The 14591-nt window shown below is 45.5% G+C and carries 14 protein-coding genes; 7 read left to right on the top strand and 7 right to left on the bottom strand.

Annotated elements, in window-relative coordinates:
* The first annotated feature begins 198 nt into the window (after positions 1-198).
* On the top strand, positions 199-621 hold the full coding sequence (locus ACZ1GZ_RS05835) for a hypothetical protein (RefSeq protein WP_472667534.1): 423 nt from the start codon (positions 199-201) through the stop codon (positions 619-621).
* Positions 622-878: 257 nt separating this feature from the next.
* Here the strand turns inward: ACZ1GZ_RS05835 and hisG are convergent, their stop codons facing one another.
* From hisG to hisS, 3 genes are read right to left on the bottom strand one after another with little or no spacing between them, the layout of a single operon-like run.
* On the bottom strand, positions 879-1565 hold the full coding sequence (gene hisG, locus ACZ1GZ_RS05830; protein ID WP_472667533.1) for an ATP phosphoribosyltransferase: 687 nt from the start codon (positions 1563-1565) through the stop codon (positions 879-881).
* A complete protein-coding gene (locus ACZ1GZ_RS05825; RefSeq protein ID WP_472667532.1) occupies positions 1562-2671 on the bottom strand; it encodes an ATP phosphoribosyltransferase regulatory subunit in 1110 nt (369 codons plus the stop codon). Before ACZ1GZ_RS05825 ends, hisG begins: the two co-directional genes overlap by 4 nt.
* A 17-nt stretch (positions 2672-2688) precedes the next feature.
* Entirely contained in the window at positions 2689-4260 is a 1572-nt protein-coding gene (hisS, locus tag ACZ1GZ_RS05820) for a histidine--tRNA ligase (RefSeq protein ID WP_472667531.1), read from the bottom strand.
* A 210-nt stretch (positions 4261-4470) separates the two neighbouring features.
* Between hisS and ACZ1GZ_RS05815 the strand changes: the two genes are divergently transcribed.
* Positions 4471-5316, top strand: coding sequence for a DMT family transporter (locus ACZ1GZ_RS05815; protein ID WP_472667530.1), 846 nt, complete (start codon positions 4471-4473; stop codon positions 5314-5316).
* Here the strand turns inward: ACZ1GZ_RS05815 and ACZ1GZ_RS05810 are convergent.
* Complete coding sequence (locus ACZ1GZ_RS05810) at positions 5313-5954, bottom strand: DNA-3-methyladenine glycosylase I (protein ID WP_472667529.1); 642 nt, start codon at positions 5952-5954, stop codon at positions 5313-5315. The two genes, ACZ1GZ_RS05815 and ACZ1GZ_RS05810, sit on opposite strands and share 4 nt — an antisense overlap.
* 232 nt (positions 5955-6186) lie before the next feature.
* On the opposite strand from ACZ1GZ_RS05810, the gene ACZ1GZ_RS05805 reads away from it, so the two are divergent.
* Positions 6187-6924 carry a L,D-transpeptidase gene (locus ACZ1GZ_RS05805; RefSeq protein WP_472667528.1) on the top strand — a complete coding sequence of 246 codons (738 nt, stop codon included), beginning with the start codon at positions 6187-6189 and terminating at the stop codon, positions 6922-6924.
* Positions 6925-7113: 189 nt separating this feature from the next.
* Positions 7114-7791 (top strand): L,D-transpeptidase, encoded by a 678-nt coding sequence (locus ACZ1GZ_RS05800; RefSeq protein ID WP_472667527.1) that lies wholly within the window; start codon positions 7114-7116, stop codon positions 7789-7791.
* A 66-nt stretch (positions 7792-7857) separates the two neighbouring features.
* Here the strand turns inward: ACZ1GZ_RS05800 and glcF are convergent, their stop codons facing one another.
* From glcF to ACZ1GZ_RS05785, 3 genes are read right to left on the bottom strand one after another with little or no spacing between them, the layout of a single operon-like run.
* Positions 7858-9159 carry a glycolate oxidase subunit GlcF gene (gene glcF / locus ACZ1GZ_RS05795; protein WP_472667526.1) on the bottom strand — a complete coding sequence of 434 codons (1302 nt, stop codon included), beginning with the start codon at positions 9157-9159 and terminating at the stop codon, positions 7858-7860.
* A 4-nt stretch (positions 9160-9163) separates the two neighbouring features.
* Positions 9164-10402 (bottom strand): FAD-binding protein, encoded by a 1239-nt coding sequence (locus ACZ1GZ_RS05790; protein WP_472667525.1) that lies wholly within the window; start codon positions 10400-10402, stop codon positions 9164-9166.
* On the bottom strand, positions 10399-11838 hold the full coding sequence (locus ACZ1GZ_RS05785; protein WP_472667524.1) for an FAD-binding oxidoreductase: 1440 nt from the start codon (positions 11836-11838) through the stop codon (positions 10399-10401). The genes ACZ1GZ_RS05790 and ACZ1GZ_RS05785 overlap by 4 nt, the downstream gene beginning before the upstream one ends.
* Positions 11839-12000: 162 nt before the next feature.
* On the opposite strand from ACZ1GZ_RS05785, the gene ACZ1GZ_RS05780 reads away from it, so the two are divergent.
* The 3 genes from ACZ1GZ_RS05780 (at position 12001) to ACZ1GZ_RS05770 (ending at position 14579) form a co-directional block, all read left to right on the top strand.
* Positions 12001-12945, top strand: coding sequence for a LysR family transcriptional regulator (locus tag ACZ1GZ_RS05780; RefSeq protein ID WP_472667523.1), 945 nt, complete (start codon positions 12001-12003; stop codon positions 12943-12945).
* 80 nt (positions 12946-13025) lie between these two features.
* Positions 13026-13799, top strand: a complete 774-nt coding sequence (locus ACZ1GZ_RS05775) for a FadR/GntR family transcriptional regulator (protein ID WP_472667522.1) — start codon at positions 13026-13028, stop codon at positions 13797-13799.
* Between the two features lie 18 nt (positions 13800-13817).
* A complete protein-coding gene (locus tag ACZ1GZ_RS05770; protein WP_472667521.1) occupies positions 13818-14579 on the top strand; it encodes a (Fe-S)-binding protein in 762 nt (253 codons plus the stop codon).
* Positions 14580-14591 lie beyond the last annotated feature (12 nt).

Genomic DNA, 14591 nt, shown 5'->3' with positions numbered 1-14591 from the left:
GCTTGATAAACCATTTTATACTAGTTATTACACTCTCAGTATTCGCCATAGTTGAAACTTACTGGCCGCGGCATGATCGCCGCACTCGATAATAGTATTTTCTAAATTCACGAAATACGCCATTCAATCTATGAATGATCGGGCTTTGAATACATGTTCCCATGTTTCAGTTCGAGAGTAGTGCCAGTGTTTAAAGTCATGTCAAGACAAGCCCGCTTCGCGGCCCAAACCTCGTTTGGAGAGGCAAAACTTAGCCGTAAACAACTGGAGCATTTTTGCCGGATTGAAGAATGGTCTGCAGATACTGATACTGGCCAAATTAAACTGGGACCCATTTCATCAAAACTTCATGGCGTTGATATGATGAATTGCGGCCTATCCAATGTCATTGCTTGTTATGAGAAAAAAGATCAAGCAAGTATTCTTCAGATTTTTGAGACGGTGACATCGGAATCTACCCCTTTCACATATAGCACAGTGCTTGAATGCGAGTTTGGACTACAACAACCCGTTTTCTGTATTGGCGAGTCAGATTTGGATGAAGATGGTGGTGGATCCATCAATGGCATCTTTATTTTTCCCTATGTGCCGCTCGACAAGATGAACAATTTTATTCAATAATATCATTATCTTAATTGATATTCTTGCAATTCACTCATTTATTTACACCATCAACTGATCCAATTAAGATCAGCTATCGTAATAATATTTGTTAGTGCGAAATAACCCGCAGTTTTTCGTACTGGCATGTAGCTCCCGCAGGGCTGCAAGGTTAGCAAATTCAGCGCCCGAACGTTGCTAACCAAAATTTTCAGTCGTGAACTGATGAGAGGCCGTCTTTTTTAAGACGGTCTTTCTTTTTGGCAAACAGAATTTGCTTATTTAAACGCAGTCGCTACTTTTTTGTATAAATCAGAACCATGTTGCGCTGATGCTTTCGCACCAACCAAACACGCCTCCGATCTTAAGATAAGACCATCTGACAAGATACGAAGGTGGTTTGCCTTAAGCGTTGATCCTGTTGTGGTGATGTCAACAATGATATCGGCTGTACCAGCTGCTGGAGCACCTTCAGTTGCGCCCAAGCTTTCAACAATACGATAAAGCTGAATGCCATGACGCGATGAGAAGAATTGCTGCGTGAGCTGCCAGTATTTGGTTGCAATGGATAATTGACGGCCGTGACGGGCGCGAAAACCCATTGCAACATCAGCCAAATCCGACATGGTTGTTACGTCATGCCAAAATTCAGGAACTGCAACGATTACATCGGCATTACCATATCCAAGCCGCGCATGAAATTCGACATGGCTATCAACATTGGCAATTGTTTCGCGCACAAGATCCTCGCCAGTCACACCAAAATCGATTGACCCTTTGGTCATTTCTTTAGCGATTTCGCTGGCTGACATGAAGGCGATTTCAATATCATCATTTTCTATAACGCGGCCATGGTAGGAACGATCGTTACCGACAGCCTCTACTGTCATTCCAGCATTTTTAAATGCTTCAAGCGTATCAGCTTTCATGCGACCTTTGGAAGGAAGTGCGACAGTAATGGTCATGATTTCACCTCAAAACGATCAAGCCACATTGAAAAGCCCACCGCAGGAATTGACGAAGCGGAACCCAATAAACCCATGAGTTTATCGTAACGACCACCTGCGGCTAATACTTGCGCATTCTCAACATTTTTAATTTCAAAAACGAGACCGGTATAATAATCAAGCGGGCGACCAAACGCCGTTTCATAAACAGTTGACGTTAAATCAAAACCCATTTGCTCAAGCGCTTTTATGCGCTTTGATAATGTTGAAAGCGAGTGGGATAAATCTATATTTGATCTTTCTGCAAAACCGGAAAGTGTTTCTACAGCGTTAGCCAATGGCACTTTAATGTCCAAAAACTCCTTGAGTTTTTCAAGATCCTGGTCACCAAGTTTGGTGTTCGACAACCGCTGCTTTTCAAGCATACGACGCGCAATATCATCAGGTGAACGGCTGGCTTTGGTTGAGTATCCGGTTTTGTCCATCACGTCGGCTAGATGCGCGGCAAGTCCTTCGTGATTATCCGCTTCTACCAAACTCTTTATCGTTTCATCAGAATAGGATTGCACTTCCGGTGCACTCAAAGTTTTAAGCATAGCGGCAAGCGCCTGCTCATCACCAAATGCGTGAATAAGCCGATCTTGCCACTCAGTTGGCAGCCCGAGTGCGGATAATACATCTGCAAAAACCGCCTGATCGCCAAGAGTGATATGAACACTTGCAGCAGATGAATTTGCAACTGATTGCGCAGCATCTTTGATCATACGCGCATCGGCTTTTGCAATATCAGGATCGCCTAGATCCTCAATACCCGCCTGATAGAACTCAGTGAGACCAACATCACGCTGGCGAAACACCTGACCAATATAACCATAGCTTTGCGGCGCTTGTTCACCTGCACTAATGTGGGCCATGCAAACAGGAATGGTAAATTCAGGGCGAAGACATAAAGCTTCACCAGCGACATTTTGCGTTAGGAAAATTCGGCGACGCAGGTCTTCACCAGCCATTTTCAAAAACGGTTCAGCGGGTTGAATGATATCGCAATCCATCATCGTAGCTGCGCAAGACTTTAAGTCCTGCTCAACCCGCTCCAGAATATTTTTCATATCTTTAGATACCATTGCTCATTCAACCTGAATTATTGAACGCTTTCGCGGTCTTTTGCTTGCGCGCGCAATATCTCACGAACTTTCTCAACCATGTCAGACACAGGTGCAGAAATCTGAGCTGGACGGCTTGCGCGCCACTCCGCGTTATCTTCAATGTCTTCCGATAAGCGCTTGCCTTCAATTAAATCCTTGATTTGAACTTCGCCATTTTCTTTTTCATCCGAACCTTGGATGATCGCAATCGGACAGGCTCGGCGATCCGCATATTTTAGCTGATTGCCAAAGTTCTTGGGATTACCCTGATAAAGCTCAACAGGGATATAAGGAAATTCATCTGCAAGTTCGGTTCGAAGCTTATGCGCAAGTTTTGCGTAATCAGACAGCATTTTCTTGTCCATTACAGTGACTAACACTGGACCAACTTCATCTGCACCGCCGAGCTTGCCGAGATTTTTAAGCGCAGTCATCAGGCGAGATACGCCAATTGAAAATCCAGTTGCTGGCACAGGTTGCCCCATAAAGCGCGAGACCAGACCATCATAACGGCCACCGCCACCGACAGACCCAAATTGGACCTTCTGACCTTTTTCATTGACGACATCAAAAAGCAATTCAGCTTCGTAAACGGGTCCTGTGTAATATTCGAGACCACGGACAACAGATGGGTCAATTTTGATCCGATCACCGTCATAGCCAGAAACTGTGACAATGTTTGCGATCATGCGCAATTCATTAAAGCCAGCTTCAAATGTGCTGTTCAGCTCAAGTGCAGAAAGCGCAGCCGTCTTAAATGTCAGTTCTTCGCCCTCATTTACCAAATCGCTCAAACTGTTTGCAGACAGAATATCGATGATGGCGTTTGCACCCTCATCTGAAAGATTTGCTCCTTCAGTGAAGTCGCCCTCACCTTCTTCACCACCATCCCAGCGACCGGCACCAAGCAATAGCTTCACGCCTTCAATGCCAAACTTATCCAGCTTATCCATCGCGCGTAATACGGTGAGACGACGTTCGGTATTTTCATCACCACCCAAACCAATCGCTTCCATCAAGCCATCGAGAATTTTGCGATTGTTGACGCGGATCACATAATCACCGCGCTTAATGCCAAGCGCTTCCATTGTGTCGGCCATCATCATGCACATTTCAGCATCTGCCTGCACACCAGGTGCACCAACGATATCAGCGTCAAATTGCATGAACTGACGGAAACGGCCCGGACCAGGCTTTTCGTTGCGGAACACCCAACCATTACGGTAGGTGCGATATGGCAGCTGAATTTCGTTGAAATTTTCTGCGACATGACGCGCAAGAGGCGCGGTTAAATCATAGCGCAATGACATCCATTGCTCATCATCATCTTGCAGCGAAAAGACGCCCGCATTTGGACGATCAGTGTCCGGTAGAAACTTACCCAATGCATCGGTATACTCAAACATTGGGGTTTCAACCGGCTCAAAACCAAAACGCTCATAAACCGACTTAATTTTACCCAGCATCTCGTCCGTGGCGCGAATATCACCGGGCGAGCGATCAGGAAAACCGCGCGGAAGGCGCGCTCTTAATTTCTGCGGTTTTTTCTTTTTCTTCTTTTCACTCATTGGGAAATCTCAAGATCGATTATCATTTGCCGGATTTGCCCGCTTGTTAGCCCATTGCGGCGGGCGCGGCAAGCTTTCAAACCCAGTTTATTGACCGCCCTTTCGCTTCAGCTTCAAAAGGATCAACTTAAATTGATCTTTAGTGCGCTATATTCCGTTCATTTAAACCCATCTTTATGTGTTAAAAGAATGAAACGGCTGGAGTTCTTTGTGCGTATCTTTCTTCTGACAACCATCACCATGATTGCTTTTGGTGCCAACTCGATTTTCGGGCGCATTGCGCTCGAGGGCGATGCAATTGATCCATCAAACTATACCTTTATCAGGCTATTGTCGGGCGCCATCATGCTGGCGATATTGGTTAGTCTTTCAAGCGGTACTGGCATAAATAACTTAAAAGGTGGCAACATCTTTTCTGCCTTTTGTCTGTTTGCCTACGCTGCCGCGTTTTCGTTCTCCTATGTGAATATTGAAACAGGCGTCGGTGCTCTCATCCTATTTGCCTGTGTTCAAGCAACAATGATTGGTTGGTCATTGTTTAAAGGAGACAGACCAAGCCTGTTTGAATGGCTTGGCATTATGATCGCTTTTGGCGCATTTGTGTGGCTGGTATCCCCTGGGATTGAAGCACCCAACCCATTGGCAGCGGCACTGATGGCATTATCTGGGATTGCTTGGGGCGCTTATTCTTTGCGCGGAAAATCCGCATCTGATCCACTTAAGGCGACCGCGGGAAACTTCATGCTGTCCGTACCGATGGGGCTAGCGTTACTGCTTCTCACACTTTCAATAAGCCAGCTCAGCACGTATGGAGTTGTACTCGCTATTACATCGGGTGCAATTACATCCGGTATGGGCTATGCCTTGTGGTATCGCGTTCTTCCTCAGCTCACGGCAACGCGCGCATCCATTGTTCAGCTCACCGTTCCAGTTGTTGCCGGCATTGGTGGGCTGTTATTTTTATCTGAACCTTTAACATTCAGATTTGTACTTGCTTCTGCACTTATTCTTGGCGGTGTTGCGATCTCAATCTTGCTGAAAGCAAAACGTGCCTAACTTTTAGCTGTGGGGCGAATGAAAGCTGCGCGCTTTTTCTCGACAACTTGGCGGTGATGACAGCCTTCAAGATGGTCATTGACCATGCCCATGGCCTGCATGAAAGCATAAACGGTCGTTGGACCAACAAAACTCCAACCGCGTTTTTTAAGATCCTTGGAGATCGCAGTTGAGCGCTCGGTCTTGCCCATAGTTCTTAAAGTTTCAAAATCGCACACTTTTGGCCGCTCGCTTTCATCCGGCTCCTGAGCCCAGAAATAAATTGCAAGTGAACCGAATTCTTCCTGCATCTCAAGTGCGCGATTAGCATTATTGATCACAGATTTTATTTTGCCGCGATGGCGAATGATGCCTGCATCCAGCACCAATTCTTCAATCTCTTTGTCACCAAATTTTGCGACAGTTGGGATATCAAATCCGGCAAACGCTTTTCGAAAATTTTCACGTTTTCTAAGAATTGTAATCCAGGACAAACCGGACTGAAAACCTTCCAAGCATATCTTCTCAAAAAGTCTCGTATCATCGGCAACAGGATGGCCCCATTCATTGTCGTGATAGTCTAGATAATCTGCCGAACTGCCAGCCCAGGCGCATCTGGTGATGCCGTCTTCACCCGTTATCAAGCCATCTTCTGCCATGAAAAACCTCCCAAATTCGGGCCAAATTTTCATAAAAACGCCCGCAAATCTTAATTTAAGATATTATTAACTAACTGGATGAACCACTTAATAACCCTGATAAAAGGTTTATGATCCATTTCAAGTCTTATCTATATCTGATTCATAAATTGGTATGAAAGCTTTCGGACAATCACAGCCAATCCCACAAAGTAGGTGGGTTTTGTTCAACGTAATGTAAAGAGTCCGTTTGATGAAAAAGTCAGTTTTATTCGCAGCTGTGGCTGCAGCAGTTGCGGTTGTTATGCCCGCATCTGCCAATGATCGATATCACACAAAACCACCCGTTATTCTAAGCCCCGATTTGGCTGCCCCATGGGTTATGCAATTAAATGGGGGGCAAACACGCGCGCATGCACCAAGAGTGCAGCAACAAGTTAAGCGTCGTTATGCAGTTGCACCAAAAAAACAGCGTAAAATTCGCCAGGCATCGGTTCGACCTGTGCAGAAAAAGAAATCCGCTACACCGCAACTTGCACCACAATTCCTGCCGCAAGTGGTGAATTATAATTCAAAAGATAAAGCGGGCACGATTATCATCGATACACAAAGCCGCTTTTTGTATCTCGTTATGGGTGATGGAAAAGCACGTCGCTATGGCGTTGGTGTAGGTAAAGCAGGCTTTGAATGGACAGGTTCTGAGCGCATTACGCAGAAAAAAGAGTGGCCATCTTGGCGCCCGCCTGCAGAAATGATTGCACGTGAAAAGAAAAAAGGACGTCACTTACCGACCTTTATGGAGGGTGGACCCCAAAACCCATTGGGTGCACGAGCGCTTTATCTTGGTTCAACGCTTTACCGCATTCACGGCACAAACCAGCCATGGACAATTGGTCAGGCCGTGTCGTCAGGCTGTATCCGCATGAGAAACCAAGATGTTGTGGATTTATACGAACGTGCGCGCGTTGGCGCAAAAGTTCGCGTTATTTAGAATAAAATCACGACAAACCCGTTATTCGTGACCCTAGAGGCAACAATCTGGGGTCACTTTATTTTTGGGGTTGATAATCAATTATCAAATTTTATTAAGATCAGTAATAAATTGATCACAGTTGATATTGCACAAATCGCAAACAATGGTATTTTCTAGGGATATTTCAATAAAGGGGAGCTCATAAACATGAGTTATATGAGAAAAGTCTATATGATGATAAGTGTTGGTCTCGCACTTATTATCGCAGCGCCAAGCGCATTTGCTTTCACGTTTAATCAAGCGCCAGTTGCAGAAGCTCAGCAGAGTGATGTTATTCTAGCTGCATCTAAAAAGCGTGTTAATCCGAAATTTAAACGCCGCAATGTTCGCATCGATACAAACCAGAAGCCTGGTACAATTATTATCGATTCTAACACAAAGTATCTTTACTTGATCACAGCAAAGAACAAAGCCATCCGTTACGGTGTAGGTGTTGGTCGCGAAGGCTTCGGTTGGAGCGGTACGGTTAAAATTGGTCGTAAAGCAGAGTGGCCTTCCTGGACGCCACCAAAAACAATGATTGCGCGCGAAGCACGTAAAGGTCGCAAGATCCCACCATTCATGAAAGGTGGCATCAACAACCCATTGGGCGCACGCGCACTTTATTTGTACCGCGGTGGTCGTGATACGATTTTCCGCATCCACGGAACAAACCAACCTTGGACAATTGGTCAGAACATGTCGTCAGGCTGTATCCGCATGGTCAATAAAGATGTTGAGCACCTCTACAAGCGTGCACCTGTTGGCACAAAGGTGATTGTCATCGGTCCAGGTCAATCAAGCAGCAAATACTACACTGTTAAAAGAGGTATCTTTGGTGCTTAATTTATAACGACCAAAGATCATAAATAAAAACCCAGTTGAATTGCTCAGCTGGGTTTTTTCTTTGTCTTATTTCAGACCTGCAGGTTTAGGTCCACCATAGGCCCAGTTGAGCAATTCAATTGTATGAATGATTGGGATATCTGTGCCCGATCCAATTTGCGTGATACACCCAATATTACCCGCCGCAATCACATCTGGTTTTGTGCGCTCAAGATTTGAAACTTTACGGGTTTTCAGTTTGTCAGCAATTTCACTTTGCATAATGTTATAGGTGCCGGCAGAACCGCAGCATAAATGACCTTCAGCAGGTTCACGCACTGTATAACCCGCTTGACGCAGCAAGTCTTTTGGATGGTTAGTAATTTTTTGCCCATGCTGCATTGAACAGGCGGAATGATAGGTCACGATCATCTCTTCATCTTGGGTAATTTTTGGCAATTCCAAGGTTGTCAAAAATTCGGTGATATCTTTTGCAAGTTCAGATACACGTTTCGCCTTATCCGCATATTCAGGATCATCACGAAGCATATGGCCGTAGTCTTTGATGGTTGTACCGCAACCTGATGCGGTGATGATGATCGCGTCCAATCCACCATTCTCGATCTCTCGCGTCCAGACGTCGACATTATTTTTCGCTGATTGATGGGCCACATGTTCGCGCCCCATGTGATGGGTTAGCGCGCCACAACAGCCCTCTCCTTCTGGCACCACAACCTCGACATCAAAACGGTTCAAGAGATCCATGGTTGCCTGGTTAATTGCCGGATTAAGCACCGGCTGGGCGCAGCCGGATAAAATAGCAATTCGCGCACGTTTGTGACCTTTTGCTACTCTAACCCCGGGCTCGGCTGAACTTGTGTCAGAGGGAATAGACTTCGGTGCTAGATCAAGCATGGCACCAAATGGTTTAAAAGCTGCCACTTGCTTAAACATACCTGCCAATGGTCGCCCAACTTGCGCAAATCTAAGTGCTAAGCGAAACCGCTTGGGATAAGGCAGAACATTGACCAGAATTGCTCGCGTGATTTTGTCCATCATTGGACGGTCATATGTTTTTTCAATATATGCGCGCGCATTGTCGATGAGATGCATATAATCAACACCCGATGGACAAGTTGTTGTGCATGCAAGACAGGACAAGCAGCGATCGAGGTGCTTTACTGTTTTTTCATCCGCCGGACGATTGTTCTCCAGCATATCCTTGATGAGATAAATGCGACCACGCGGGCTATCAAGCTCATTTCCAAGCGTGACATAGGTTGGACAGGTGGCGGTACAAAAACCGCAATGTACGCATTTTCGCAAAATCTGCTCAGATTCTGAGACCATTGGGTCTTTTAGCTGATCTGGTGAAAAAGTTGTTCTCATTATATTAAACCGCCGCTTTATTCATTGCACCGTCATTTTTAGATATTCGGGTTGGGCTGAAAATGTTTTTAGGATCAATTTGTGCTTTTATCCGAGCTGATAACGCTGCGATAGGAAGTGGTTGCGGTTCAAAAACATCGATCTCGGATCGAACGTCCTGCGGTGCGCGAATTAGCGTTGCGTGGCCACCACCTAGATCTTTAATTGCCTGCCTTATCTCAACGCCATGGTGCGATTTATCCAGCGAGATCCAAACTAAGCCACCTTGCCAATCATAAAAGGCATCGACATCTGTTGCTGCTGCCAATTTCGCAACCAGCTTATGTCCTTCAGATGGCGCTACTGAAACCTTCCAAACAATTGAATCTGTTCCCCAAAATGGTTTTACATTCGCGATATCCTGCCAAAGCGCAGCTGTTTGTTTTGTATCAATGACTGATATATCTGGGTACTCAGCCAATGCTTTAACGAGCCGTTTTTCTCTGTCATTGACGGATTCTTTTAATCCCTCCAAGCGAAGTGCCGTTAGGGATTGATTTGCAAAAACTCCATCTAAAAATGCACCACTAACCGTTTGTGGCAAATGCGCAGCTGATGACACTTCAGTCGACTGCCCCATAGCTTTTGCCATAGCCTTTGTCGCTTCTGCGTCGCTCAACCCTTTAATGAGTATAGTTTTCATTATTTCCGGGCGCGGCAAAACTTTAAACGTCACCTCGCTCATCACACCGAGCGTTCCCCATGAACCCGCAAGTAATTTGACAAGATCAAGTCCGGTGACGTTTTTCATCACCTTACCACCGCTTTTAATCAATTCACCTTTGCCATTGACAAATTTCACACCCAAAAGTGCATCGCGAGCAGCCCCAGCACTTAAACGACGCGAACCTGACATGTTGGTTGCAAATACTCCGCCCATTGTTTGCTCTTCTTGCGAACCAAGCAAATTGGAATAGTCCGCTGGCTCGAAGGCTAACATTTGATTGTTTTTGGCGAGCTCTTTCTGAACAACGGAAACCGGTGTCCCGGATTTAGCAGTCATCACCAATTCTGAGTGAATATATTCAGTAACGCCGCTCAGACTAGCCGTTGAAATCGTCGTGTTAGCCATCACAGGATTGCCAATTTCTGACTTCGTACCAGCGCCCATTACATTCATGACGGTGCCCGCTGATACACATGTTTTAACAGCATCGACCAACTCTTCAGTCGTTGTGGGTGTTATCAGGTTCTGTTCGCTCATGCGTCTTCTCTAACTTCTAATGGGAATACTTTGGATGGATTGAACAACCATTGTGGATCAAATGCTGCGCGAACAGCCATTTGCTGATCAAGATCTTCTTTCGAATACTGATGCGTCATCAAATCGCGTTTTTCTATACCAACACCATGTTCGCCGGTTAAGCAGCCACCTGCATCAACACATAAGCGTAAGATATCCATCCCGGCTTGCTCTGCTTTGATGCTTTCTTCTTCATCATTCATATTAAAAAGAATAAGCGGGTGCATATTACCGTCACCTGCATGGAAAACATTGGCAACGCGCAAACCATATTTCTCGATGATTTTGGCTGTGCCTTCTAACACAAATGCAAGCTGCGATAATGGCACTGTGCCATCCATGCACATATAGTCTGCAATGCGCCCTGTTGCCCCAAATGCAGACTTTCGCCCTTTCCAGATCAGCGCTGCCTCAAAAGCTGACTGGCTTTCTTTGACCGTCTTAACATTGTGTGTTTTGGCAACCTTAATAATCTTATTGAGCATGGCATCCATCTCAGCCTCGGATCCCTCAACTTCAACAATCAACAACGCTTCAACATCCATTGGATATCCAGCATTCGCAAACGCTTCGCAAATTTCAATTGCCGGCTTGTCCATATATTCGATCGCGACGGGTATAATCCCTGCGCCGATCACATCTCTGACGCAGCGGCCCGCATCTTCGGGTGTGTCGAAGCCAAATAAAACAGGCTTCGCGCCTTCTGGTTTTGCAAGAAGTTTAACCGTCGCTTCAGTAATAATTCCCATCTGGCCTTCTGAACCACACAGCAAACCGATTAGATCATAGCCAGGCATATCCAGCGCTTTGCCGCCTAAATCGATGATTGTGCCATCAAACATAACCATCTTCAGTCCCAAAAGATTATTGGTGGTCACACCATATTTTAAACAATGTGCACCGCCGGAGTTCATCCCGATATTGCCGCCGATCGTGCAAGCTAGCTGAGAACTTGGATCCGGCGCGTAGAAAAAACCTTCCGAATCTGTTTCCTGGGATATCGCAATATTGGTCACACCGGCTTGAACAACAGCGCAACGATTGGCTAAATCCACATCCAAGATGCGATTCATTTTAGACAGTCCAATCACAATCGCATCTTCCTGCGGGATCGCACCACCCGCAAGTGATGTGCCGGCACCACGCGGTACAATTGGAACTTCGTTTTCATGACAATATTTGACAACCTGAGCAACTTGCTCTGTCGTTTCAGGCAGTACGACTGCCAGCGGGAGCCGCCGATATGCGATAAATGCATCTGTTTCGAACGGCACAAGTTCCCGCTCATCTGTAATAAGACAATCAATTGGCAATATGTCTGCAAGACCTGCTATGATGCTCGACCGCTTTGAAATAATCTCGGCGTTAGGTTCAAGAAACTTGATCAATTCCGGCATAAAGGGCTCCACTCTATTTTGGTAAAATTTGTTTACCACTTTTTTATTGGCGATGCAATCGCAACAGTGTTTTTCATAATTGGATGGGGACAGAGGGATATAAATGATCTAAACGTCCGCATCTCGCGTATACAAGACAAAGCTCGTATTGGATAAAGTGTTATGAACAATCTTGGTGATTTAGAAGTTTTTGCGCGAATGGTATCGGCTGGCTCAATGTCAGCTGCAGGTCGCGAGTTAGGTTTATCACCGGCGGTGGTATCGAAAAGGCTACGTCGGCTTGAAGACCGACTTGGTACACGACTTATGAACCGAACAACCCGTCAGATATCGCTAACAGAAGCCGGGCAAGGTTTTTATGAGCGCGTTGTCGCTATTTTAGCAGGACTGGAAGAAGCGGAATCATTCGTTAGTCGTCGTTCAAATGTTGCCCGCGGGATCTTAAAGATTTCCGCCCCGACTTCCTTTGGGCGCATGCATGTTGCCCCGCATCTCCAACAGTTTTTCGAACAAAATCCGGGAATTCAGATCAATCTCAATCTCCACGATGACATGACTGATATTGTTGGCGAAGGGTATGACCTGGCAATTAGAATTGCGGAACTTAAAGATTCAAGTTTAGTTGCGCGGAAATTAGCGCCAGTGCGACGCATCTTGTGCGCAACGCCTGAATATCTCGATAAAAACGGCACCCCTGAAACGCTCGAAGACCTTGAAAAACATACATGTCTTCCAAATCACAACAGTGAGATTTGGCGCCTTGACGGAACAGATGGATCAATTAATTTCAAACCAACGGGCCCCATTCAAACCAATTCTAGTGAAGTGGTCCGGGAAGCTGTGCTTTCAGGTATCGGCATTGCTTATAGATCAAATTGGGATATCGGCGAAAGCTTAATGTCCGGCAATCTTAGGCAGGTTTTACCGCAATATGAGAGCTCTCGCCTTGTTGCCATCCACGCTGTATACGCAAGCAAAACCTTCCTGCCGTTAAAGGTACGCTTATTCATCGATTATTTAGCTGACCTTTACGGGAACACGCCCTATTGGGAGCAGAATATGAATGATGACAGCCAAATTAAACGTCAAATAGGCGGCCATTCATAATTCTTCGAAAATGGAATTTTGGATAATTTAATTGACCAATTGCACATTCGCTGATAATTTCCAGCGAACTGCGAGTGGTCATGACAAAAAATATATTCTCACAAATTGAACATCACAAAACAGCTGATCAGGCTGTTGTTCACATTGAAAAACTCATCTTAGAAGGCATTTTGCGTTTTGGCGACCGCTTGCCTTCAGAGCGGGACCTTGCGCAACAGCTTAATATTTCGCGCCCAGTACTGCGTAAGGCAATCAAAAGCTTAGAAGATCGTGAATTGCTGACAACAAAACCCGGTGGCGGCACCTATGTTGCAGATATTACCGGGCAGGTTTTTACAGAACCTGTGATTGGTTTGATCGGAAGACATCCCAAAGCAACAGTTGATTACCTTGAATATCGACGCGCAATGGAAGGAACAGCTGCGGAGCTTGCTGCCAAAAGAGCGACACTTGCAGATAAAGATCTGCTGTCATCAATTGGCAAAGCTATGGTCGAAGCCCATGAACAAAACGATACAGAAAAAGAAGCAACGCTTGATATTGAATTGCATAACGCCATTGGAGAATGCGCGCATAATGTTATCATGTTGCACAGTTTAAGATCTTGCTATCGGTTGCTGTCAGATGGCGTTGTGTTTAATCGCATGCTTATCTTTGATCTTCATTCAGCAGGCGATGCGTTGCTTGAACAGCATATTAAAATCATTGAGGCCATTGTTGCCAATGACCCAAAGGCAGCGCGCTTGAGCGCTGAAGCTCACATCGACTATGTGATGGATAGTTTTCGAGAAGCGCAACAATTGCGTGATCGAGAGCATATATCTGAGCTTCGATTAAAACAAAGAACAAACTAGAAGTAATAGGAGTTCAGCTTGTCTGAAAATACAAATCCAAAAGTCGGATTATTTGTAACTTGTTTGGTTGATCTTTTCCGGCCAAATGTCGGATTTTCAGCTGTAGAGTTGCTTGAAGCTGCCGGTTGCGATGTAGATGTACCACGCGCACAAACTTGTTGTGGGCAGCCCGCATATAATAGCGGTGATAAAGCCGATACCAAGGAAATTGCAAAGCAGGTGCTCGACGCATTTGAGGATTACGACTACGTGGTTGCTCCTTCAGGCTCCTGTGCTGCGATGATCAAGAAGCATTATCCAGAGGTTTTTGAAGACGATCCTGCAATGCTAGTAAAATTCAAAGCATTGTCTGAAAAAACCTATGAACTCATTAGTTTTTTAACAGACATCATGTTCATCACGCAGACCCCGGGCGAATTTGACGGATCCGTGACTTATCACGATTCCTGCTCTGGTTTGCGAGAGCTTGGGGTCAAAGAACAACCGCGTAAATTATTAAAAAATGCTGGCGTGGACATTCGCGAGATGAATGATAGCGAAGTTTGCTGCGGCTTTGGCGGCACTTTTTGCGTAAAATATTCAGATATCTCAAATGCGATGGTGTCTAAAAAAACGCAGAACATTGATGATACGGGAGCCGATATGCTGGTTGCAGGTGACATGGGCTGCTTGATGAATATGGCAGGCAAACTGAAACGTCAGGGTTCGAAAACTGAAGTTCGTCACGTTGCAGAAGTACTTGCAGGAAAACTGGATACAAAACCAATTTCTGGCAGTTAGGTCTCACTTTAA

This window comes from Lentilitoribacter sp. JB5-8 (genome assembly GCF_055693385.1).
This window is presented reverse-complemented; position numbering and strand designations above follow the sequence as displayed.